The sequence below is a fragment of the Lentzea sp. HUAS12 genome, from assembly GCF_024125735.1.
GTDB classification, from domain to species: Bacteria; Actinomycetota; Actinomycetes; order Mycobacteriales; family Pseudonocardiaceae; genus Lentzea; species Lentzea albida.
Window position 1 is genome coordinate 5823970 of sequence record NZ_CP099738.1, and the last position, 21721, is coordinate 5845690.

A 21721-nucleotide genomic window follows, 5' to 3' on the forward strand; every position below is an offset into this window, starting at 1 on the left:
TGGCCGGAACGAGCGCTCGTCAGTAGTGAAGCCCAGTCACGAGGTCCGGATGACAAATGTCATTCGGGCCGGACGGCCTGCGCCCTCGGGTACTTGCGGCCGGGCATCGGTGCGGGCGACCCGGTGAACGACACGGGTGTGCCCGCGAGCAGCAACGTCAGTCCCGACGGCAGCTCGTCGCGCGAGACGAACCACGACCCGCCGCGCGTGTCCGTGATGAACCCGTGCGCCTGCCCGGTCTTCCAGCTGGCCACGGTGCCCTTGCGACGACCGCGCGGCGCGCCCACCGGCGACGCCACCGCCTGCGACGACCGCACGAACGCGCGCCGCAACGGGTAGTCGGCCTGGTCGCCGGGCGCGAACAGCGCGTCGAAGCCGGGCGTGAACGGCGTGGCGGCCCGCAGCGGCGCGGCGGTGCGCGGAGTCCACGCCGGAGGCGCCTGCACTGTCCTGATGTCGACCACCGGCACGATCACGTGCACGCCCCGCGCCGTCAGCCGGGACGCCAGGGGCGCGAAGTCCGAGTCGCCGGTCAGCAGCACCACCCACTGCAGCGGCACCGTCATCGCCCTGTCCCACGCCTCCAGCGCGAGCTGGACGTCGACGCCCTTCTCCTTGCCGTTGTGCAGCGGCAGGTCGTGGCGCGTGATGCCGGCGGCGGCCAGGGCCCGGTCGAACGACTCGGCGGGCGTGTCGATGCGGCCGCGCACGTAGTGGGCCTCCGCGACCACGCACTCGTCGAGCGGACGGCCCGTCTCGGTGTGGACGTACCAGCGCACCGCGTCGTGCAGGCCGTCGAGGGCGATGCGCGCGCCCCGGGGGTGCGCGGTGGCGTAGAAATCGCTGAGGTAGGCGAACCACGTGCCGTCGTAGAACACTCCGATCCGGACGGTCTCACCCACCAGCCGAGATTACTACTTTCCCCCGAACGCCGAGTGACCAGGCGCTGCCGGTAACTCCAGGAGCTGGGCCGCGACGTCCAGGAACTCGCCGCCGCACTGCCACAGCGTCAGGTCCGGGTCCACGACGAACGGGTCCGCGGGGTCCGCGTCGGCCTCCCGCACGCGGTAGGCCAGGGCCTCGGTCTCCGACAGCGCGAGCACCGTCTCGTTGGTGCCACGCCACACCCTCCTGAACATCACGGCGTTGGTGCAGGTGAACCGATCGTGCACGACACTTCGCTTGAACCCGCGGCGCAGCAACAACTTCATGCATTCCTCGACGCTGCTCACAACGTCCGATTCTGGCCGCGTGCACGAGCCGTCCTCGACTTCCGTCACTCGATAGGGTCAAACGTTTGAGGCACGTGCACAACGCTGGGCTCCCTCTTTCGTGCACACAACCAGACCGGAACGGGCTATCGCCCCGAGCGGCCGGATGCGCAAGCCTCTGGCGGTGGTCGACATCCCCGCCCCGGACCCCGCCGCACCGCTCTACGACCGTGCCGCGACCCAGATCCCCCGCATCGCGGAGAAGGTGCTGGAGGCGTTCTTCGCCAGATCCGCGACCTACCGGCAGCTGCCGCACCAGCTGGTCGACCGCGAGATCACCGAGGCGGTGACCCGCCACCTGCAGGTCTTCCTGCGCGCGCTGCGGGAGCAACGGCCCCCGGCGGCCGAGGAGCTCGACATGCAGATCGCCACGGCCGTGCGGCGCGCCCAGCAGGGCGTTCCGCTCGACATCGTGCTCAGCACCTATCACGTCGCCGCGACCGTCGGCTGGGAGGCGATGGCCGCCGTCGCCGAACCGGAGGAGGTGCCGGACCTGCTCGCGACGGTGCCCGCGCTGCTGCGGTACCTGAGCGTCGCCGTGCCCGCGGTGGCCGGGTCGTACCTCGCCGAGCAGCAGGCCCTGCACGCCGAACGCCGCGAGGCGGGCCGGGCGCTGGTCGCGGCCCTGCTGACCGGCAGGGAGGCCGAGCCGCTCGCCGAACGGATCGGGCTGGAGCTGGCCGGCCACCACGTCGTGGTCGCCGTGCGCGTCGAGGCGCCGCCGTTGGCCGATGGCGCCGACGCACGGCTCGCCGCTCATGGCCTCGTGCGCCGCCTACGAGCCGAACTCCCGAAGCACGCCCTCTCGGCGTTGGACCACGACGGCGGCACGGTGCTCCTGCCGACCACCGCCGACGGCGTGGACGACGAGCTGGAGAGCGCGGCCGAGCTCGTCCGCACCCTGCACACCGCCGCCGGCACCGGCCTGATCGGCGGGATCGCGGCCGCCGAGAGCAGGGAGGACGTCCCCGCCGCCGCCCGGCAGGCCGCCGACATCGCGGAGCTCGCCCAGCGCCTCGGCCGGCAGCCCGGCGCGTACGTTCTCGACGACGTGCTGCTGGAGTACCAGCTCTGCCGTCCCGGCCCCGGCCGCAAGCGCCTGGCACGCGTGATGGACCGGCTGTCCGAGCACCCGGACCTGCTGCACACGCTGCGGACGTTCATCAACAGCGACCACAACCGCCACCGCACGGCCGACGAGCTGCACCTGCACCGCAACACGCTGAACTACCGCCTGCGCCGCGTCGCCGAGCTCACCGGCTACAACCCCGCCGACCCCACCGACATCAGGCTGCTCTCGGCGTCGTTGATCGTGCACGACCTGAGGACCTGAAACGCCCCGAAGGCGAGCGCACCGGAGTGCGCTCGCCTTCTGGGTCGCCCGGATCGGATCAGTCGCCGTGCGGGTTCTGCACGGAGACGTGCACGTGGTCGTAGTGACCACCGGTGACACCGCTACCGGCGGTGTAGGTGCGCCAGCCCTCGGACGCGCGGGCGACGCTCCAGATCTTGCCCTGCCAGATCACGTAGCGGACGTCGAGCTTCGACGCGTACTTCTGCAGCCAGTAGGCCAGCTTCCAGCCCTGGGCCTTCTGCGACTCGGTCGGGTAGGTGCCGATCGCGTTCGAGATGGTGCAGTCGAGCGCGTTGCCCGTGTTGTGGTTGCTCGTCGCCGACTCGTAGCTGCGGTAGTCGCCCACCCAGCACTGCTTCTCGCCGGTCTTCGAGGCGATCTGGTCGTCGATGAACTGCGTCCGCTTGGTCGCGTTCGGCGCCTTCGCCGTCGCCTCCGGGTACGGGTTCGCCTCCGGCGCCGGGTAGGTGCCCGGAGCCGGATCCGGGTCGCCCCCGGCGTCACCGATGCGGTGCGAGGCGTTCTCGTTCTTGAGCTCGGCCTTCAGGTTGCCCTTGGCGCCGGCCGCGAACGTCTGCTTCGCGCCACCGTAGTTGCTGTTGTAGAAGACCGTGACGGCCTTGCTGGTCTTGTTCCAGACCGACGCGGCGTTGTTCTTGACGCAGACGCCCTGGCCGTTGCCCGCGCTCTTGAACTCGTAGCAGCTCGGCTGCGAGTCGCCGTAGTCCGCGATCGAGCCCGCGAAGTCGGACACCGAACCGGCCTGGTCGCTGTTGTAGTAGAGGCAGAACTCGCCCGACTCGCAGGAACCGTTGCGCTCCGTCGCCGCGTTGGCGACACCGGCACCGAAGGACGCGCTGACCAGCGCGCCCATCAACGCCACAAAGGTGAACTTCTTCAGCACGATCGACCCTTTTCGCTCACAGGTCCCCCGGCCTGTGCAGGGGAATCTTCGTTACGGCCGAAGAATTCCGCGAGGCGCTGACATTCCGCTGACACCGGGGGCCACCGAAGTGTCAGCGGGTGAGGTGCCGGGTCACTCGCAGGCGACGCCGTCCCCGTCCCGGTCGAGCCCCGCGCGGTAGCCGGGTGATCCCCGGTGCAGCGGTGCCGCGCCGGCCGCCTTGGCCGCGGCGCAGTTCGCGAAGTAGGCGGGAGCCGGTGCCGGCTGGGGTGGTGGCGGAGGCTGCGGGACCACGGGCTGGGGCGCAGGGGGTGCGGGCTTCACGTCGAGGCCGCCGCACGACGGTCCCCAGAAGCCCAGCGCGGCCTTCCTGGCCGCCGCCTCCGCGGCCTCGATCGCCGCTCCCGCCCCCGCCGCCGCACGCGCGGCGCCCTCGCTCACGGCGAGGATCGCGTAGTCCCCGCCACCCACCAGCCGCAGGCTCGACACCACGGCATCGGCGGGCAGACCCGACGCCACCACCCGGACGGCCTTGCCCACCAGCCTCTTCGTCGCGAAGTCGGTCGCCGACGCCGCCCAGCACTCACCCGGCGCCGCGAGCCCCGAGACCTGAACCTTGACCCCACTGGACAGCACCACCGTCCGACCGTCCACAACGGACTGCACGGTGACCGGCGGAGGGGTGGTCGTCGTGGTCGTCGTGGTGACGGCCGTGGTGGCCGTGGTCCTCGCGGTGGAGGCGACGGCCGCGAGTTCGGTGGGCTCCCGCGTGCCGCACGCGGACACCACCAGCAGGGCGCCGGCCGCGATCGCGGCAGCCTTCGACAGCTGCGTGAAAACGGTCATGGCCGCCACATCGTGGCGATCGCGACGCCTCGTTACACAAGTCCGCGCGACTGGGCATAAAGCGCCGCTTGTGTCCTGTCCCGCAGTCCGAGCCTGCCCAGAATGCGCGAGATGTGGTTCTTCACCGTGCCCTCGGACAGGTACAACCGCTCGGCGATCTCCTTGTTCGTCGCCCCGCTCGCGACCAGCCGCAGCACCTCGACCTCGCGCACGGTCAGCGGTTCGCGCTCACCACCGGACCTGTCCAGCACCGCCGCCAGCCGTGCCGCCGCGGCCGGGTCGAACTGCGCCACCCCCGCCGCGGCCAGCCTGACCGCCGCGGCGAGCGACACCGACCAGGACGTGACGCACGCTGACCACGGCCAGAGCGCCAGTTGCACCGACCACGCCGAAGACGGGCACCAGGCAGCACGAGAGGCATACGGCACCGTCCCGCAGAAGAAGGCGCTGCCTCCACCTGTGCCATTCTGGATGGAATGGGGAACCGGGACTTCACCCCGTGCACCCCAGCGCATCAGTCGCGCTGGCGTGGTGCGCACTGATCATCGAAGCCCTTGGTCGCGATCTTCCCTCTGTCGCAAGAAGGAATGATCAACCAAGGGCTTCGTTCATGATCAACCAGGTGTCGAATCGGACGCCCGGACCTCAAGACTCCGCGTGTCAGGACTGAACTGCGGCCGGCCGTGTTTGCCGCGCACGGGCGGGATCTGGTCGATCAGCGGCATCAGCTGGGTGACGTCGTTGCGGTTGCCGCCCGGTGAGCAACACGGCCAACGGGACGCCGTGTCCTTCCGTGATCAGGTGGTACTTCGAGCCCGTTCTGGCGCGGTCGACCGGGCTCGCACCCGTTTCGGGCCGCCTTTGAGGGTGCGGACGTGCGAGCCGTTGATCACCGCCCGCGACCAGTCCAGGGCGCCTGCGGCGTCGAGCTCGGCGAGCAGGTTCTCGTGCAGCCGTTGCCACACCCCGGCCTGGTGCCCGTCCCGCAACCGCCACCAGGCGGTCATGCCGGAACCGAATCCTCGGTTCCTGGGACAGGAACTCCCACGGGATGCCGGTGTAGAGCACGAACAGGATGCCGCACAACACCTTGCGGTCATCCAGCCGTTTGCGCCCCGTACGGTTCGCACGACGTGGTACCACCGGCAGCAGTGGTTCGATCCGCGCCCACAACTCGTCCGACACGATCCACGGAAGCTGCTCATCCTCCTCACACCGAGGTCAACACGCCAATGATCAACCGTTTCCAAGATCATTCTGTTGGAAGTCAAGACCTCTGCACGACTGATCCGCTCAACGGCGGATAGTCGATGTACCCCCTGTCGCCACCGCTGTAGAACGTCGCCTGGTCGGGCAGGGCTTCCTCCGCGCCGGTCTGCCAGCGGGCGGGCAGATCGGGATTCGCGATGGCGGCCCGTCCGACGGCGACCACGTCAGCGGCACCGGATTCGATGATGTGCCGGGCTTCTTCGTGGTCCGTGACAGCTACGAAACCGGTGTTGGCGACCAGTGGAGCGCCGAACGCGCGCCTCAGCCGCTGCACGAGTGCTCCGCAGATGTCGGGGTGGATGACGCTGACGTAGGCCAGTCCGAGCGGCTGGACCGCACGGGCGAGTGCGGTGTAGGTGGCGAGGAGGTCTTCGGGGTCGTTCTCCTCGATGCCCTGGATGTTCGCGCCTGGTGAGAGCCGGATGCCCACTCGGTCCGCTCCGATGGCGGCGGAGACGGCTTCGACGACCTCGATGACGAACCGAGCCCGGTTGGCAGGGCTGCCGCCGTAGCGGTCGGTGCGCTGGTTGGTGTTGGGGGCGAGGAACTGCTGTAGCAGGTAGCCGTTGGCACTGTGGAGTTCGACGCCATCGAAGCCGGCTTCGATGGCGCGCTTCGCCGCGGTGGCGTGGTCGTCGATGAGTTGGTCGATGTCGGCAGTGGTGGCCGCCTGCGGTAGGCGGTTGGGCTTCGCGTTGTGGGCGTGTCCTGCCTGTGGGTCTACGGCTGAGGGAGCGAGGACGGTCGGCACGCCCGTGGTGTCGGGATGGGTCACCCGGCCGGCGTGCATGAGCTGGAGGACGATTTTCGCGCCCTGCCGGTGAACTGCTTCGGTCACGGGTACCCAGCCGGCGGTGTGGTGATCGAGGACCCCCGGCTGGAAGGGATAGGCCCGGCCTTCGACGCTGGGGTAGGTCCCCTCCACGATGACCAGTCCGAAGGAACCTCGCTGTGCGTAGTACTCGGCCATCCGCGGTGTCGGCTGTCCGTCTGTGTCCGCCCGGCGGCGCGTCATCGGCGCCAGCGCCAGCCGGTTGGCGAGGGTGATCTGGCCGAGCCGGACCGGGGTGGTCGTGGTGACGGCGGCTTCGGGGCGCGAGTTCACAGAACTGCCTTTCGTGGTGCGGGAATGACGGTGATGGCGATGACGGCCGCGAGGGCGTAGAGGACGGTCGCGGCGGAGAACGTCAGCCGCAGTGCCGCGGACGACACGTCGCCGCCGGCTCCGGCGCTGACCACGTAGATGCCGTTGAGCAACGCGACGCCGACCGCGCCGCCGATCTGCTGTGTGACGCTGAACATGGCGCTCGCCACGCCGACGTCGTCCGAAGGCACGTCCGCGACGACGCTGCTGTTGAGCGGGGTGAACACGAAGCCGATCCCGGCGCCCATGACGGTGGTGGTGACGAGAATCCCCACCAGGGCGTCAGGCAGTGTGATCACCACGGCGAGTCCGGCCATCGCGACGGTCGCGACAGCGATGCCACCGATCAGCACGGTCCTGGAGGAGAACCGCTGCAGGAGCCGGGGCACGACCAGGGAGGCCGCCACGAGGGCGACGCTGAACGGCACGATGACGACGCCGGTGGCCAGCGGGGTGTAGGCGAGGTCCTCCTGCAGGTAGTACGGCAGCAGCAGGAACATGCCGAACATGCCGGCTGCCAGGAAGCCCGCCATCAGGTATGCCCCGCCGCGCGTGCGATCCGCGACCACACGCCCCGGCAGCAGTGGGTCAGCGGTACGCCTCTGTCGCCACACGAATGCTCCGATGAGGACAGCGGCGGCCAGGAAGAGCGCGTACGGCGTGGAAGAAGTCCAGCCGTCCGGTTCCGAGGCCACGCTGAACGCCCCTACCAGAGCCGCCGACCCGAGGGTGGCAAGCACGGCACCGGCGACGTCGTGCCGTCCGCCGACCAGCGAGTCGGAGCGGGTGATGCTCGGCAGCCCGATGGCGAGCGCCACCAGAGCGATCGGGATGTTGATGAACAGGGACCAGCGCCACCCGAACGCTTCGGTGAGCGCTCCGCCCAGCAGCAGGCCGATCGCTCCGCCGCTGCCCTGGGTGGCGGCGAAGATCGCGAAGGCACGGACGCGTTCGCGCGGCTCGGTGAACGTCACGGCCACAAGGGACAGCGCGGCTGGTGCCAGCGCCGCGGCGAACACGCCCTGCAACGCGCGCGCCGCGATCAACGTGCCGGGCCCCGTGGCGAGGCCACCGATCAGGGACGCGACGGCGAACCCGGTCAGCGAGATCAGCAGGACTCGTTTGCGGCCGGCGTAGTCCGCAATTCGGCCGCCCAGCAGCAGCAAGCCGCCGAAGGCGACGGCGTAGGCGGTGATCGCCCAGCTGCGGGCGGCGTCGCTGAGACCTAGTTCCTGCTGCATCCGGGGCACGGCGATGTTGATCACCGAGGCGTCGAGGACCACCATCAACGCCGCCGTGGTGATGGCCCCGAGCGCGATCCACCGGGTGGTGGACGCGGTGTCGGCGCGTGCTGGCGAACTCATGAGCCAAAGCCTTTCCAGACGAATCGGTGTGGAAGCCAAGAGTGCGTTCGCTTCGAGGCGGACAGCAAGTAGAGTTGCGAAACATGCAAACAAGCGAAGATCGCACCGGCCATCCGGAAGGTCTCGTCGAGAGCATGCTCGAAGGCGTCGGGCCGCGGTTGCGCGAGCTGCGGCAGCGACGGCAGATGAAGCTCTCCGACGTCGCCACCGCCACCGGATTCTCGGTCAGCACGCTGTCCCGGCTCGAGTCCGGGAACCGCCGGCCCACGCTGGACCTGCTGATCCCGCTCGCCCTGATCTACCGGGTCGCCCTCGACGACGTCGTCGGCGCGCCGCCCACGGGGGACCCGCGCATCCACCCGAAGCCGATCCGCAAGCACGGCCGGGTCTACCTGCCGCTGACGGGTCCGGTCGCGCCGGTGCAGGCGTTCAAGGTGGTCCTGCCGCCCCGTCGCGACGGCAAACCCGCGAAGCAGGCTGTCCACGGCGGCTACGAGTGGATCTACGTGTTGAGCGGCTCGGTCGACCTGGCTCTCGGGTCCGAAGTCACGACGCTGGTCGCGGGGGACGCCGCCGAGTTCGACACGCGTCAGCCACACAGCATCACCGGAAGTGGTGAGAGCGCGTCGGAGATCCTCACGCTGTTCAGCCCGCAGGGAGAGCAGCTTCACATCCGCGACGCCTGACAGCACGGCGGCTGTTTGCAGTATCCGCAACTCTGCTTGCAGAAGGCGAGTCCGCGCGGCACATTGGCCGACATGAACGCGGATATGTGGGACGTCGTGGTGGTCGGTGGCGGTGCCGCCGGCTTGAGCGGGGCGCTCATGCTGGGGCGCGCACGTCGGCGAGTGCTAGTGGTCGACTCGGGCGAGCCGCGGAACCGGTTCACCAGCAGGATGCACGGTGTTCTGGGACGAGATTCCACCTCGCCGGCCGACCTGCTGGCGGACGGCCGGCGAGAGGTCGAGTCGTACCGTGGCACCATTCACCGCGGCGCCGCCACCGCAGCGCGGACCGCCGAGGGCGTGTTCGCCGTCGAGATCACCGATCTGGACGGCAACCGGTTTGAAGTGCTCGCCCGCCGGCTCCTCGTCGCCACCGGCGTGCGCGATGACTTGCCCGCCATCGCCGGACTTCGCGAGTGGTGGGGTCGCGGAGTGGCGACCTGTCCTTACTGCGACGCCTACGAAGTCGGAGACGGGCGCATAGGTGTGCTCGCCACCGGCCCGGGCAGCCCTGGGCAGGCGCAACTGCTGCGCCAGTGGTCCGACTCGATCGTCTACCTGGCCGACTCCGTCGGTCCACCGCAGGGCGACGAACTCTCCGACTTCCGCACGCGTGGCATCGAGATCGCCGAAGGACTCGTCGAGCGGGTGCTCGACAACGGCGACCGACTGCGCGGAGTCCGGCTCCAGGACGGCACCGACGTGCTGCTCGACGCCATCTTCACCATCCCCACCCTCGTCGCGGCCGATGGTCTGCTGCGCTCACTCGGCGCCACCGTCGCGCCCGGACCGATGGGCGAGTTCGTCACGGTCGACGGATCGGGACGCACGAGCGTGGACGGCGTCTGGGCGGCGGGCAATGTCGTCAACCCCGCTGCCAACGTGCCCATGTCCATCGGGGCGGGCGCCATGGCAGGCGGCGCGATCAACCACGACCTCGTCCTCGCGGACATCGCCGGCACTCGCACAGCGAACAGGAGCTGAGCATGAACGTCACGAACGGGCAGTTCTGGGAAGAGCTCCATGCCGGCAGGCAGGCACCAGCGGTACCCCCGAGGCCGAACGACGCCCTGGTGGATCTCATCCTCGCGTCCGGCCTGGCGCCGGGACGGGCTCTCGACCTCGGAGCCGGCTCCGGAGGTGACGCGCTCTGGCTCGCCTCATTGGGCTGGCAAGTCACCGCCGTCGACATCTCCCTGACCGCCGCCGACCGCATCCAGAAGCTCGCCGACGCGGAAGGGCTGGCGAAGAACCTCACCGCGATTCAGCTGGACCTCTCCCGAACCCAGCCGTCGGGCACGTTCGACCTGGTGTACGCCTGCTACCTCCACACCCCGGTGAACATCGGCCGCGGCGGCATCCTCCACCGCGCGGCAGATCTCATGGGCGTGGGCGGGACCTTGGTGGTGGTCGACCACGCCTCCACCGCTCCTTGGTCGTGGGCGCACCGCGACACGCGGTATCCGACGCCTGAGCAGACCTATGCCACCTTCGATCTCGGCGACGACTGGGAGCCGTCGCTGCTCGCCGCGCGGGAACGCGTCGCGACCGGACCGAACGGCGAGACCGCCACGGTCACCGACAACCTCATCGTGTCGCGGCGCGTACGCGAGCAACCCTTCTCCGCACGAGCCGAACGCGAAAGCCACGACCGGCGACTCTCCCGCGGGATCTCCTGATGTGCTGACGAAGGCATGGATCACACACGCGCGATCAGCCGCCGAAACCCACCTTTCGGGGCGGCGAACTTCCCGACCAAGATTTGCGACGCGATCGACCGCGCCCGACGCTGGACACCTCCGGCATGCACTACTCCACCACGATGCGTGGTGAGGGCAGGTCACTCGCCTTGGCTGTCGAGGTCCGCAGCGATGCGTGCGACGTTGCGGCCAACCTCGAGGAAGCGGTTCCCCCTGCGGTGAGGCTGATGCACCGAGCCGCTAGGTGCATGCTCGGAGCCACATACACGCCCGCTCCGAGTCCCACGAACGGCGTGGCGGCGAGAGGATTGAAGTCGAGCCGACGCAGCCGGTCGTCGTCGTGCCGACCGGTCCTCGCCTGATCGTGGAGCGGCAGGAGTTCAGCAGCGAAGTAGTGATGGAACACCTGGAGGACCTCGGCGGCCGTGACGCCGTACTCCTCTAGTTCCGGATCAGCGAGTACCGCCACGTCAAAGCGCCCCGACGAGATGTGCGCCTGGCTCATGACGAGGAACGCCGCTTTGACGAACTTCTCGAGCGTGAGTCCACCCAAGGGGTTCCAGCCGGCCGCCACCGTCTCCAGCTTCAGCGCGGTGAGGTCCTGGCCGAGCACCGCGAAGATGCGTGCGATCTCCGCGAATGGATCGACGTGCTGAAAGGGCCCCTGCTGGAACATGAGTCGGACGACGATGGAGTTGAGCGCGGGGTCCCGGTCGAGCTTGGAGGGGTCGAGCTCGGCGAGGTTGCGACGTTCAGTGATGTACGGATCGGCGAGCTCTCGGCTGACGTTCCGGATCCGAACGAGGTCGGCGTGCGTCACCGGCCCACGACCGCGGTCCGCGTTACTGGACGCGATGTTCTCCCGAGCCACCGCCGCGATGTCCCACGGCTCCCGGCCAACCGCTCTGTCCCTGTCCGCGGAACTGCGCAGCCGAGATCCCTGCGAGCACAGGCAGTAGGACATCAGGGGCATGACGCCTCGCGACGTCTACCAAGTCGGTGTGGTTGAAGACGGGTACCGCACCAGCCAAGGATCCCAGGCCCATGGCGAACTGCGAGCGAATATCGCTCCGACCGGGCGGTGCGCTGCCACCCCAGCCGGGCGCCAGCCCAGCGGCCTGACGCTGCGATAGGGGCCCTGAGCTGCCCCTGCCGGCACAGCGTTGGCGCAGGTCGCCCCGATGACCGCAGCGGCGCAGCAGAAGTCCTCGATCAGATTCACCCAGACGGGATCCCGATCCTGGAGCAAAACCGTGACCCTGTTTCAGGGTTCTCGGGCCCCTGCTCCAGTTTTGCTCCAGTCCGGTGCGTAACTGTCCAAAGTAGACGGAAAAACAAAATCGCCCGCCGAACCTGTTTACGCAGGTCAGCAGGCGATTTGCACGCTATATCAAATTGTGGAGCTGAGGGGACTCGAACCCCTGACCCTCACACTGCCAGTGTGATGCGCTACCAGCTGCGCCACAGCCCCTTGAAGGTCCACGTTCCCGGCGGGTTTCCCTGTCGTTCTCGTGTGGCAATACCGTACAACACCCGTGCCACAAGATAAAAATCGGGGGTCCCCGAACCACGTTCAGCCTGGTAGGACCGGGTGCCCACAACCAGAGCACTCCCACGGAGCAGCCAGAATTCCAGGCCTCCGCCCACCACAGCCGGAAGTGATTCGCGGCACAGACGAGCCCCAACCGCAGAACGCCCGGCCCCGCGAGAAGCAGGGCCGGGCGTCAACCGGCGCGGAAGGCCTTACTTGGCCAGGTCGGAAAGCCAGTTCTTGTTGTCCAGGTCGACGAGCTTGCCGCCGGCAGCGACGCTCGGCGTGCCGCGGAACCGGCCCGTCTCGGCGTCGCGGAGGACCGGGTCGTTGCTGGTCTTGGACATCAGCTCGTCCAGCTGCGCCTTGTAGGTCTGGTTCTGCACGCACGACTCGAAGCCGGCCGACGTCACGCCGACCTCCTTGCCCAGCTTGATGAGCTGGTCCTTGGTGTAGCCGGCGTCGCCCTCCTCGGGCTGGCTGTTGAACAGCGCCGCGTGGAACGCGTTGAACTTGCCGTCGTCGGCCACGCACAGGGCAGCGTTGGCCGACTCGGTCGAGTAGCCCTCGGGCTTCGAGAGGCGGTTGAGCATCGGCAGGATGTTGTAGCGGATCTTGACCTTGCCGTCCTCGACGGCCTTCTTGATGTCGGTGCCGTAGGTCTTCTCGAACGTGCCGCAGATCGGGCACAGGAAGTCCTCGTACACGTCGACCGTGACGGTGGCCGTGTCCTTGCCGACGAGCACCGTGTTGCCCTCGCGGACGGCGGGGGCCGAGATCGTGTGGTCCGCGGGGGCCAGGGGGATGGCGTCCGAGGCGGATGTCGACGGCTTCATCTGCTCGTAGACGACGTATCCGATGACCGCCACGGCCAGGACCGCCACGACGGCGATGCCCGCGATCACCTTCGTGCGATCGGAACCGCCCGTCGAACGGGCCTGGACCACCGCACGCGCGGCCTGCTTCTTCTTCCGCGCACTGCGCTCTGCTCCACCCACGGCGACGAGGGTAGCGACACAAACTAAAAGAAAGCTGAGCGCGCAATCACGCTTCCGGGTGACGTGGCTTGCCGCCCACGCGTTCGCCGGTCGGGATCTCGGCGCTTTCGTCGAGGCAGCCGCATTCGGGTGCGACCGCGGCTGCCGTGTGCTCCTCTTCATGCGTGGGCAGCGTCTCGGGGGCGGTGAACCAGAAGAGCACGGAGAGCAGCAGTGCGGCGCCGGTGATCGCGAACGACGCCTCGAAGCCGAACGAGTCGGCGAGCACGCCCGCGCACAGCGGGCCGATGATCGCGCCCAGGTCCGTCACCATCTGGAAGCCCGCGAGGACGGGGCCGCCCTTGCCGCGCGGGCCGATGACGTCGGCCACGACGGCGTTCTGCGGCGGGTTCAGCAGGCCGGCGCCCATGCCCGCGACCAGGGACGCGGCCATGAACGTCCAGAGGTCTCCGGTGAAGCCCATCCAGACCGTCGCGGCACCGCTCACGAGCAGGCCGGCGATGGCGACGGGCTTGCGGCCGCGGGTGTCGGCGAGCCGGCCGGACAGGAACAGCATCGCCGCGTTGCCGCCGGCGAACACGGACATCGAGATGCCCGCCACGGCCGGGCTGTGCTTCAGGGCCTCGATGACGAACACCGGCACCAGCGAGATCCGGACGCCGAACACCGCCCAGCCGTTCGCGAACCCGGACGCCAGCGCGGCCCGGTAGGCGCCGTGCCGCACGGCCTCGCGCACGGTCATGGGCGTCTCGGTGTTGGTCCTGTCGATCTCCACCAGCGTCGAGCGCCGCAGGAAGAACCAGACCACGAACGCCGCGAGGCACAGCAACAGGCCGTACGACACGAACGGCACCCAGAGCCCGAACGGCACGAGCCCGGCGCCGAGGATCGGCCCCGCCACGTTGCCGATGAGGAAGCCCGCGGCCCACATCCCGGAGGCCCGCCCGCGCATCGGCGCCGGGGTGATCCGGATCAGCAGGCCGAGCGCGGCGACGGTGAACATCGTCGACCCCACGCCGGCCACCGCGCGCCACGACAGCATCTCGGCGTAGCTCGTCGAGAACCCGCACATCGCCGTGCCCAGGGCCACGATGAGGATGCCGACGATGTACACACGCGGCTCGCCGAACCGGTTGACCAGCCTGCCGCTGACCGGCGCGAACGCCAGCCGGACGAACGCGAAAGCGCTGATCAGGGCCGCGACGGCGGTGTGACCGACGCCGAACGAGGCCGCGTACACCGGCAAAACGGGCGCCACGATCCCGAACCCCACGGCGATGATGAAGCTCGCCGCGACCAGAACCCACACCTCGACCGGCAACCGCTCGCGCACAAAGCCTCCCTTAGCCCTGCTAAGGATATGTCACGCGGCAACTAAGTAACTCAGTCGAGTAGCTCATCAACCCTGCGTACGTACGCCGTCACCGGATACGCCGCGACGAACCCGCAGGCCTCGGCGAAGCGCTCGCCCGGACCCTCGTCGACCTGCGACGCGACCAGCATCGCGCCCGCCGACCGCAGCGCGGCCACGGCGGAGACGACCAGCGACCGCCCGACACCCCGCCGACGCCGCGCCGGACGCACGACGCACTGCTCGACGAGGCCCACACCGCGTTCGGCGAACCCCGAGGCGAACCCGCCGATCCGGTCACCGTCGTCGACCACGAGCACCAGGCACCTCGGGTCGTCGAGCCGGTGCCCGAGCCACCGCGACAACCGCTCCCGGTTCCCGACCAGCTCGTCGGACAGCAGCTCCACGATCCCCGGAACGTCCGCGTCGACGGCCCGCCTGACCTCGGCGGACGCCGACGAAGCCCCGCGGTGCACGACGGTCAGCAACTCCTCGACCGCGTACCAGCCGGAGTCGTCCGCAATGCCCTCGATCTCGTCCACAGTGGTCGGCGACGCGTACACGACGGCCTCCGCGCGCCCCACGTCCGCGAACGTCTGCTCCAGCTGCAGCAGGGTCGACGCGACCTCGACCGACGTCCCGTCGAGGGCGCAGCCGAAGTTGCCGGACGGCAGCGGGTTCTCGCGGTTGACCACCACCGCGGCGCTGCCGACCTTGCCCACCTTCCCGTACCGGACGGCGCCGGACGCGAGCCGCGCCCCTTCCACCAGGATCGCGAGCGACCGCGACTGGTAGGGGTCGAGCAGCTCCGGGTCGTCCGGGTCTCGCAACGGGTCAACCAACGCGGCAGTCCTTCCAGTGGGCTCCTGCAACCCTGACACACTGGACGACGTGGACCTGCCCGACCTCCCGGTGAAATCCGTCCTCCCGCGACTCCTGGAGCAGCTCCGGGAACGCGGGGCAGCCGTCCTCGTGGCACCGCCGGGCACCGGCAAGACGACACTGGTCCCGCTGGCCCTCGAAGGCAGGGTCGTCGTCGCCGAACCGCGGAGGATCGCCGCCAGGGCCGCGGCGGCACGGATGGCGAGCCTGCTGGGCGAACCGGTCGGTCACACCGTCGGCTACTCGGTCAGGGGTGACCGCAAGACGAGCAGGCACACCCGCATCGAGGTCGTGACCAGCGGTCTTCTCGTCCGCCGGCTCCAGCACGACCAGGAGCTCAAGGGCGTGGGCACGGTCCTGCTGGACGAGTGCCACGAACGCCACCTCGACGCCGACCTGCTCCTCGCGCTCCTGCTGGACGCCAGGGCGGGCCTGCGCCCGGACCTCAGGCTGCTCGCCACGAGCGCGACCGTTGCCGCGCAGCGGCTCTCGGACCTGCTCGACGCCCCGGTCCTGGAGTCCGAGTCGCGCATGTTCCCGACGGAGATCACGTACGTCCCGCCGACGCGCAACGAGCACCTCGAGAACACGGTCGCGCGGGCCATCAACAAAGCACTGTCCGAAGTGGATGGCGACGTGCTCGCGTTCCTGCCCGGCGTCCGGGAGATCAACCGCACCAGGGGTCTGATCAACGCGGAGACCGTGATCCTGCACGGCCAGCTGAACTCACGGATCCAGGACGAGGCGCTGCGACCCGGCCCGCACCAACGGGTCGTGCTCGCCACGAGCATCGCCGAGTCGAGCCTCACCGTCCCCGGAGTCCGCGCCGTGGTGGACGCGGGCCTCGCCCGAGTGCCGCGCGTCGACCACCGCCGCGGTCTCGCCGGCCTCGCCACGATCCGCGTCTCCCAGGCCGTCGCCGACCAACGCGCCGGACGGGCCGGACGTGAGGCGCCCGGTCGCGTCTACCGCTGCTGGCCCGAGCACGAGCACTCGACGCTCCCCCGCTACCCCGAACCGGAGATCAAGACCGCCGACCTCACCCGTCTCGCGCTCGAGCTCGCGGTGTGGGGCACCCCGGACGGCAGCGCCCTGAACTGGTGGGACGCCCCGCCGGAGGGTGCGCTCAAGGCGGCGCAGGAGACGTTGAACGCCATCGGCGCGCTCGACCCCGACCGCCGCGACCGCATCGCGAACGTCGGCCTGCACCCGAGGCTCGGCCGCGCCCTCATCGACGGCAGCGCGCTCGCGGGCAACCGGACCGCCGCCGAGGTCGTGGCGCTGCTCGACGACAGCGCGCACCCCGCCACCAGCGACCTCGCGACGGCGCTCAAGTCCCCCGGCAAGTGGCGCCAGGAAGCCAAGAAGCTGGAAAAGCTCGGCACGAACCCGGCGGGCAACGGCGACCCGGCGCTGGTCGTCGCCCTCGCCTACCCGGAACGGCTGGCGAAGCGCAGGTCCAAGAACAGCAACGTCTACCTGATGGCCAACGGCACGGCCGTCGAGCACACCGACTCGCACAACAAGTGGCTGGCGGTCGCGATCGCCGACCGCGAACCGGGCAGCAAGCACGGTCGCGTCCGCCTCGCCGCCCCGGCCGACGAGGAGCTCGCCGTCACCGCCGCGAAGGCCTTGGTGCACACCGAGGACGACATCCGGTGGGGCGGCGACGTCATCGCGAACGAGGTCCGCAAGCTCGGCGCGATCACCCTCGACGAACGCCCGCTGAACGACCTCGCCAAGTCGCAGCAGGCACTGCGCCTGGGTCTGGAGACCGAAGGTCTGGGCCTGCTCAAGTGGCCCGACGCCGCGCTGCGCCTGCGCGAGCGGATGGCGTTCCTGCACCGGACCCGCGACTGGCCGAGCGTCGACGACGAGGCTTTGGTCCGCGCGATCGACCTCGGCAAGGCGAAGAAGCGCTCCGACCTGGCGAAGATCGACACGGTGGCCCTGCTGCGGAGCCTGCTGCCGTGGCCGGAGGCGGCGGAGTTCGACAAGCTCGCCCCGGAACGCATCGGCCAGGGCAAGGTCGACTACACGCAGGACCAGCCCGTCCTGTCCGTCCGCATCCAGGACGCGATGAAGTGGGCCGACACCCCGCAGATCGCGGGAGTGCCGGTGGTGGTGCACCTGCTGTCCCCCGCCGGTCGCCCGACCGCGGTGACGAGCGACCTCAGAACGTTCTGGCGCAACGGTTACGCGCGCGTCCGCAGCGAGCTCAAGGGCCGGTACCCCAAGCACCACTGGCCGGAGCGCCCGTGGGACAGGAGCAGGTGAGCGTGGAGGGCGTCCGCCCGCTGATGGATCGACCGGCCACTGATTCCGCGATTCCCGCGCGGGTGGGGGCCATGCGGCGCATGATGCACCGGGCGGCCGGCAGCGCGGCCGCCGCGGACGTCGTCGAGGAGGAGCTGGCGCGGTGAGACGGGTCTGGGACGACGCGGTCCGCACGCTCGGTGGTGCACCGGACGCGGGCGATCTGATGGAGCGCTACGCCGAACCGCACCGGACTTACCACAACACGTTCCACGTCGTGTCGGTCGTGCGCGACTCGTCGGCGCTGGCGGACGCGTTCGCGTTCACCGTGGAGGAGCGCGCGGTGCTCGCACTCGCGGCCTGCGCGCACGACGTGATCTACGAGGGCGCGCCCGGCGAGGACGAACGCGCGTCGGCGGTGTGGGCCCGCGAACGCCTGGCAGGCCTGGAGGAACCGCACATCGCGCGCGTGGAGTCGTTGGTGCTGGCCACGATCACGCACTCGTCCGACGACCCGCTGGCGCACGTGCTGCTCGACGCCGACCTGGCCATCCTCGGCTCGGAGCCCGGGCACTACGACCGCTACAGCCTCGCCGTGCGGCAGGAGTACTCGCGGTACGACGACGCGTCGTGGCGCGCGGGCCGGTCGAAGGTGCTCGAGACCCTGCTCGACCGCGAGGCGCTGTTCGTGACCGAGCCCGCGCGGCAGCTGTGGGACGCCGCCGCGCGGGCCAACCTGGCGAGGGAACTTCAGTCCCTGGCCTGAACCTCGAGCCGCGCCTTCCGGACGCTGTAGCCGAAGTAGATGGCGAACCCCAGCACCATCCAGGCGAGGAACGCGATCCAGGTGTCCAGCCCGAGGCTGAACATCATGTAGACGCAGAAGGCCAGGCCCAGCAACGGCGTCACGGGCGAGAACGGCACCCGGAAGCTGCGCTCGCGGTCCGGCTCGGTGCGGCGCAGGATGATCACCGCGACGTTGACCAGCCCGAACGCGAACAGCGTGCCGATGCTCGTCGCGTCGGCCAGTGATCCGAGCGGCACGAGCGCGGCCAGCACGGCGATGAACAGGCCGACGATCACGGTGTTCGCGAACGGCACACCGGTGCGCGGGCTGAGCTTCGAGAAGATCGACGGCACGAGTCCGTCGCGCGACATGGAGTAGAGGATGCGGGTCTGTCCGTAGAGGACGGTCAGCACCACGGACGTGATCGCCACGACCGCGCCGATCGACAGCAGGATCGGCCAGATCGTGCTGCCGGTGTTGTCCGTCAGCACCCGCGCCAGCGCCGCCTCCGTGCCCTCGAACGTCTGCCACGGCATCGCCCCGACCGCGGCCAGCGCGACGGCGCAGTACAGCGCGGTGACGACGACCAGCGAGATGATGATCGCGCGCGGGAGATCGCGCTGCGGGTTCCTCGCCTCCTCACCGGCGGTCGACGCGGCGTCGAACCCGATGTAGGAGAAGAACAACGTGGCCGCGCCGGCGCTCATCCCGGCCAGCCCCAACGGGAACAGCGGCGCGAAGTTGCCCGCCCTGAACGCCGTGAACGCGACCGCGCAGAACATCAGCAGCGCGCCGACCTTCACCCACACCAGGACGGTGTTCGTGCGCGCACTGCCCTTGGCGCCGCCGAGCAGCACCAGCATCGCGATGACCACGACCAGCACGGCGGGCACGTTGACGATCCCGCCCGCCCCCGGCGCCTGGCTCAGCGCGTCCGGGATCCGCAGCCCCGTCACGAGGTGCAGCAGCTCGTTGACGTACTGCCCCCACCCGACCGCGACCGCCGCGACCGAGACGCCGTACTCCAGCACGAGGCACCAGCCGCAGACCCACGCGACGAGCTCGCCCAGGGTCGCGTAGGTGTAGGAGTACGAGGACCCGGACGCGGGGATCAGGCCCGCGAGCTCGGCGTACGACAGCGCGGAGAACAACGCCGTGATGCCCGCCAGCACGAACGACAGCACGATGGCAGGTCCGGCGAGCGGCACCGCCTCGCCCAGCACGACGAAGATGCCGGTGCCGAGCGTGGCACCGATGCTGATCATCGTGAGGTGGCCGACACCCATGGTGCGCTTGAGTTCGCTGCCGGGATGAGTCAGCTGGTCGATCGGCTTGCGCCGCAACACCCGCGCCCCGATGCGCTGTCCGTTGCTCATCAGGACAACCTAACGCCAGGGCCCGAACCTATCTGCCACCCGTGGGGCGGAACGTGCGGCGGTACGTGTCCGGCGGCACACCGACGGTCCGGTGGAAGTGCCGGCGCAACGTCGTGGCCGTCCCCATCCCGGACGCCTCCGCGATCTGGTCCACGCTGTCGTCCGTCATCTCCAGCAGTTCCTGCGCCCGCCGGATCCGCTGGGTGTGCAGCCACTGCAGCGGAGTGGTGCCCGTCACGGCCTTGAAGAGCCGCGTGAGGTGCCGCGAGCTCATGCCGGCCTGCCGCGCCATGTCCTCGACGCTGATCATCTGGTCGAACCGCGCCGACACCCACTCGAACAACTCGGTGAGCGGGTGCCCCTCCCCCGACGGCACCGGCGCCGGCACGAACTGCGCCTGCCCGCCGTCCCGGTGCGGCGGCACGACGAGCCGGCGCGCGGCCGTGTTCGCCGTGGCGGCACCGTGATCGCCGCGGATCACGTGCAGGCTCAGGTCGATCGCCGCCGCCTTGCCCGCACTCGTCAGCACCTGCCCGTTGTCGACGTAGAGCACGTCGGGGTCGACCTCCACCCGCGGATACCGCCGGGCCAGCTCGTCGGTGTGCCCCCAGTGCGTCGTGGCCCGCAACCCGTCCAGCAGCCCGGCCTCGGCCAGCACGAACGCCCCCGTGCACAACGACATGATCCGCGCCCCTCGCCCGTGGGCGGCCTTCACGGCCTCTACGAGATCCGGGTCAAGCGGCCGGTCGACGTCATCGATGGCTGGCACGACCACCGTGTCCGCGTGCGCGAGCCCGTTCAGCGGCAGATCGGGCTCCACCGTGAACCGCCCGACCCGCACCGGCGAGTCACCGCAGATCCGGACCTCGTAGTCGAGCTGCGGGGCGGTGAAGATCTCGTACGTCGCGGTCAGCTCGAAGTGCAGCATCCCGTCCGTCACGGCAAACGCCAGCATGTCCGAAACTGTACGCATCTCGTCGTTCCAGACACTGGCCGGGGGCCGCGCCCGCGGCTTGGATGGTCCACATGGGACACCACATCGCGGTCTACGGCGCCTCCGGCCTCACGGGACGCTTCGTCCTGGCAGAACTGGAGAAGCGCGGCCACACCCCACTCCCGTTCGGCCGGGCCCAGGCGACGGCCGACGACCCGGAGGCCCTCGACCGAGCCCTCTCCGGCGCCGCAGCGGTGATCAACACCGCGGGCCCGTTCGCCGTGACGGCCCTACCGCTGATCGCCGCCGCAGAACGAGCCGGCATCCCGTACGTCGACGTGGCGGCCGAGATCGAGGCGAACGCCGAGACGTTCGCCCGAGGCGCCTCCGTCCCGGTGGTCCCGGCGATGGCGTTCTTCGGCGGCCTCGCCGACCTCCTGACCACCACCGCGATGGCCGACTGGCCCGCAGCCGACGAGGCCCACATCGCCTACGGCCTGAGCGACTGGCAACCCAGCCCGGGCACCCTCACCGCGGGCGAGGTCTCCCGAGACCGCCGAGGCGGCCGCCGCGTCCGCTTCCACAACGGCGAACTGGCCTACCACGACGACACCCCGACCACCCTCGACTGGGACTTCCCGGACGGCCCCCGCGAGGTGATCGCCGAGTTCTCGATGGCCGACGTCGTCACGATCCCCAGCCACCTGAAAATCGCCACGGTGACCGACCACATGGCCACCACGGCCGCCACCGGCCTGGCCGCCGCAGGAGTGCGCCAGGAACCCGAGACCTTCGAGGTGGACGTCCGAGTCCACCGGGCAGGCGAGGAACGCCGCCTGACCGCGACGGGCAAGGACATCTACGCCGTGAGCGCCCCTCTGGCCGTAGAAGCCACCGAACGCCTCCTGTCCGGCCGCTTCACCACGACCGGCGTGGCCTCCGCGGGCAAGATGTTCGACGCACCCGACTTCCTGAGCTCGCTGGCAGACGTCATCAAGGTCAGCGGCAGTTCTTGACAAGCTCCACAAA

General features: G+C 69.9%; 21 protein-coding genes, 1 tRNA gene and 1 pseudogene. 8 read left to right on the forward strand and 15 right to left on the reverse strand.

Annotation, left to right across the window (positions count from 1 at the left end):
- Positions 1 to 59: 59 nt before the first annotated feature.
- Both ND450_RS26405 and ND450_RS26410 read right to left on the reverse strand, forming a co-directional pair.
- The gene (locus ND450_RS26405) at positions 60 to 902 is read right to left on the reverse strand and encodes an NYN domain-containing protein (RefSeq protein WP_253321320.1); all 843 of its coding nucleotides are present in this window, start codon (positions 900 to 902) and stop codon (positions 60 to 62) included.
- Between the two features lie 12 nt (positions 903 to 914).
- The gene (locus ND450_RS26410; RefSeq protein ID WP_253321321.1) at positions 915 to 1211 is read right to left on the reverse strand and encodes a hypothetical protein; all 297 of its coding nucleotides are present in this window, start codon (positions 1209 to 1211) and stop codon (positions 915 to 917) included.
- Between the two features lie 166 nt (positions 1212 to 1377).
- Between ND450_RS26410 and ND450_RS26415 the strand changes: the two genes are divergently transcribed.
- Positions 1378 to 2604: a CdaR family transcriptional regulator gene (locus ND450_RS26415; protein WP_253321322.1), complete on the forward strand. Its 1227-nt coding sequence runs from the start codon at positions 1378 to 1380 to the stop codon at positions 2602 to 2604.
- A 58-nt stretch (positions 2605 to 2662) separates the two neighbouring features.
- Here the strand turns inward: ND450_RS26415 and ND450_RS26420 are convergent, their stop codons facing one another.
- From ND450_RS26420 to ND450_RS26445, 6 genes and pseudogenes are all read right to left on the reverse strand, one after another.
- Complete coding sequence (locus tag ND450_RS26420) at positions 2663 to 3529, reverse strand: peptidase inhibitor family I36 protein (RefSeq protein ID WP_253321323.1); 867 nt, start codon at positions 3527 to 3529, stop codon at positions 2663 to 2665.
- Between the two features lie 132 nt (positions 3530 to 3661).
- Positions 3662 to 4375 carry an excalibur calcium-binding domain-containing protein gene (locus ND450_RS26425; protein WP_253321324.1) on the reverse strand — a complete coding sequence of 238 codons (714 nt, stop codon included), beginning with the start codon at positions 4373 to 4375 and terminating at the stop codon, positions 3662 to 3664.
- 32 nt (positions 4376 to 4407) lie between these two features.
- A complete protein-coding gene (locus ND450_RS45875) occupies positions 4408 to 4755 on the reverse strand; it encodes a response regulator transcription factor (RefSeq protein WP_305885178.1) in 348 nt (115 codons plus the stop codon).
- A 282-nt stretch (positions 4756 to 5037) separates the two neighbouring features.
- Positions 5038 to 5563: pseudogene (locus ND450_RS26435) on the reverse strand (IS5 family transposase); the annotation flags it as partial.
- 79 nt (positions 5564 to 5642) lie between these two features.
- Positions 5643 to 6749: an alkene reductase gene (locus tag ND450_RS26440; RefSeq protein WP_253321325.1), complete on the reverse strand. Its 1107-nt coding sequence runs from the start codon at positions 6747 to 6749 to the stop codon at positions 5643 to 5645.
- Positions 6746 to 8152 (reverse strand): MFS transporter, encoded by a 1407-nt coding sequence (locus tag ND450_RS26445; protein WP_253321326.1) that lies wholly within the window; start codon positions 8150 to 8152, stop codon positions 6746 to 6748. Before ND450_RS26445 ends, ND450_RS26440 begins: the two co-directional genes overlap by 4 nt.
- Before the next feature lie 83 nt (positions 8153 to 8235).
- Here ND450_RS26445 and ND450_RS26450 point away from each other — a divergent pair, with 83 nt between their 5' ends.
- The 3 genes from ND450_RS26450 (at position 8236) to ND450_RS26460 (ending at position 10556) form a co-directional block, all read left to right on the forward strand.
- Positions 8236 to 8838 carry a helix-turn-helix domain-containing protein gene (locus ND450_RS26450; protein ID WP_253321327.1) on the forward strand — a complete coding sequence of 201 codons (603 nt, stop codon included), beginning with the start codon at positions 8236 to 8238 and terminating at the stop codon, positions 8836 to 8838.
- A gap of 72 nt (positions 8839 to 8910) precedes the next feature.
- Entirely contained in the window at positions 8911 to 9861 is a 951-nt protein-coding gene (locus tag ND450_RS26455) for an NAD(P)/FAD-dependent oxidoreductase (protein ID WP_253321328.1), read from the forward strand.
- A 2-nt stretch (positions 9862 to 9863) separates the two neighbouring features.
- Positions 9864 to 10556, forward strand: a complete 693-nt coding sequence (locus tag ND450_RS26460; RefSeq protein ID WP_253321329.1) for a bifunctional 2-polyprenyl-6-hydroxyphenol methylase/3-demethylubiquinol 3-O-methyltransferase UbiG — start codon at positions 9864 to 9866, stop codon at positions 10554 to 10556.
- A gap of 130 nt (positions 10557 to 10686) precedes the next feature.
- On the opposite strand, the gene ND450_RS26465 is transcribed toward ND450_RS26460, so the two are convergent.
- The 5 genes from ND450_RS26465 to ND450_RS26485 all read right to left on the reverse strand — a co-directional run bounded on the left by ND450_RS26465 (position 10687) and on the right by ND450_RS26485 (position 15299).
- Positions 10687 to 11397, reverse strand: coding sequence for a hypothetical protein (locus ND450_RS26465; RefSeq protein WP_253321330.1), 711 nt, complete (start codon positions 11395 to 11397; stop codon positions 10687 to 10689).
- 578 nt (positions 11398 to 11975) lie between these two features.
- Positions 11976 to 12048 (reverse strand) — tRNA-Ala (locus tag ND450_RS26470).
- Between the two features lie 272 nt (positions 12049 to 12320).
- Positions 12321 to 13106: a thioredoxin domain-containing protein gene (locus ND450_RS26475; protein WP_089921829.1), complete on the reverse strand. Its 786-nt coding sequence runs from the start codon at positions 13104 to 13106 to the stop codon at positions 12321 to 12323.
- A 46-nt stretch (positions 13107 to 13152) separates the two neighbouring features.
- Positions 13153 to 14439, reverse strand: a complete 1287-nt coding sequence (locus ND450_RS26480) for an MFS transporter (protein WP_253321331.1) — start codon at positions 14437 to 14439, stop codon at positions 13153 to 13155.
- Positions 14440 to 14489: 50 nt separating this feature from the next.
- Positions 14490 to 15299: a GNAT family N-acetyltransferase gene (locus ND450_RS26485; protein ID WP_089921827.1), complete on the reverse strand. Its 810-nt coding sequence runs from the start codon at positions 15297 to 15299 to the stop codon at positions 14490 to 14492.
- A 49-nt stretch (positions 15300 to 15348) separates the two neighbouring features.
- On the opposite strand from ND450_RS26485, the gene hrpB reads away from it, so the two are divergent.
- Genes hrpB through ND450_RS26500 form a run of 3 tightly spaced genes read left to right on the forward strand, consistent with a single transcriptional unit; the run spans position 15349 to position 18361 of the window.
- Positions 15349 to 17616 (forward strand): ATP-dependent helicase HrpB, encoded by a 2268-nt coding sequence (gene hrpB, locus ND450_RS26490; protein WP_253321332.1) that lies wholly within the window; start codon positions 15349 to 15351, stop codon positions 17614 to 17616.
- Entirely contained in the window at positions 17598 to 17762 is a 165-nt protein-coding gene (locus ND450_RS26495; protein ID WP_253321333.1) for a hypothetical protein, read from the forward strand. The genes hrpB and ND450_RS26495 overlap by 19 nt, the downstream gene beginning before the upstream one ends.
- The gene (locus ND450_RS26500) at positions 17759 to 18361 is read left to right on the forward strand and encodes a hypothetical protein (protein ID WP_253321334.1); all 603 of its coding nucleotides are present in this window, start codon (positions 17759 to 17761) and stop codon (positions 18359 to 18361) included. Before ND450_RS26495 ends, ND450_RS26500 begins: the two co-directional genes overlap by 4 nt.
- Here the strand turns inward: ND450_RS26500 and ND450_RS26505 are convergent.
- Both ND450_RS26505 and ND450_RS26510 read right to left on the reverse strand, forming a co-directional pair.
- Positions 18346 to 19758 carry an amino acid permease gene (locus ND450_RS26505; RefSeq protein ID WP_253321335.1) on the reverse strand — a complete coding sequence of 471 codons (1413 nt, stop codon included), beginning with the start codon at positions 19756 to 19758 and terminating at the stop codon, positions 18346 to 18348. The two genes, ND450_RS26500 and ND450_RS26505, sit on opposite strands and share 16 nt — an antisense overlap.
- Before the next feature lie 28 nt (positions 19759 to 19786).
- Positions 19787 to 20713, reverse strand: a complete 927-nt coding sequence (locus ND450_RS26510; RefSeq protein WP_371927415.1) for a GlxA family transcriptional regulator — start codon at positions 20711 to 20713, stop codon at positions 19787 to 19789.
- 71 nt (positions 20714 to 20784) lie between these two features.
- On the opposite strand from ND450_RS26510, the gene ND450_RS26515 reads away from it, so the two are divergent.
- A complete protein-coding gene (locus ND450_RS26515) occupies positions 20785 to 21708 on the forward strand; it encodes a saccharopine dehydrogenase NADP-binding domain-containing protein (protein ID WP_253321337.1) in 924 nt (307 codons plus the stop codon).
- The last annotated feature ends 13 nt before the right edge of the window (positions 21709 to 21721 follow it).

Bases quoted from the DNA above. Each gene is read 5' to 3' on its own strand.
- ND450_RS26410 (WP_253321321.1), bottom strand. From the start codon at position 1,211: ATGAAGTTGTTGCTGCGCCGCGGGTTCAAGCGAAGTGTCGTGCACGAT.
- ND450_RS26415 (WP_253321322.1), top strand. From the start codon at position 1,378: ATGCGCAAGCCTCTGGCGGTGGTCGACATCCCCGCCCCGGACCCCGCC.
- ND450_RS26425 (WP_253321324.1), bottom strand. From the start codon at position 4,375: ATGACCGTTTTCACGCAGCTGTCGAAGGCTGCCGCGATCGCGGCCGGC.
- ND450_RS26445 (WP_253321326.1), bottom strand. From the start codon at position 8,152: ATGAGTTCGCCAGCACGCGCCGACACCGCGTCCACCACCCGGTGGATC.
- ND450_RS26450 (WP_253321327.1), top strand. From the start codon at position 8,236: ATGCAAACAAGCGAAGATCGCACCGGCCATCCGGAAGGTCTCGTCGAG.
- ND450_RS26455 (WP_253321328.1), top strand. From the start codon at position 8,911: ATGAACGCGGATATGTGGGACGTCGTGGTGGTCGGTGGCGGTGCCGCC.
- ND450_RS26460 (WP_253321329.1), top strand. From the start codon at position 9,864: ATGAACGTCACGAACGGGCAGTTCTGGGAAGAGCTCCATGCCGGCAGG.
- ND450_RS26505 (WP_253321335.1), bottom strand. From the start codon at position 19,758: ATGAGCAACGGACAGCGCATCGGGGCGCGGGTGTTGCGGCGCAAGCCG.
- ND450_RS26510 (WP_371927415.1), bottom strand. From the start codon at position 20,713: ATGCTGGCGTTTGCCGTGACGGACGGGATGCTGCACTTCGAGCTGACC.
- ND450_RS26515 (WP_253321337.1), top strand. From the start codon at position 20,785: ATGGGACACCACATCGCGGTCTACGGCGCCTCCGGCCTCACGGGACGC.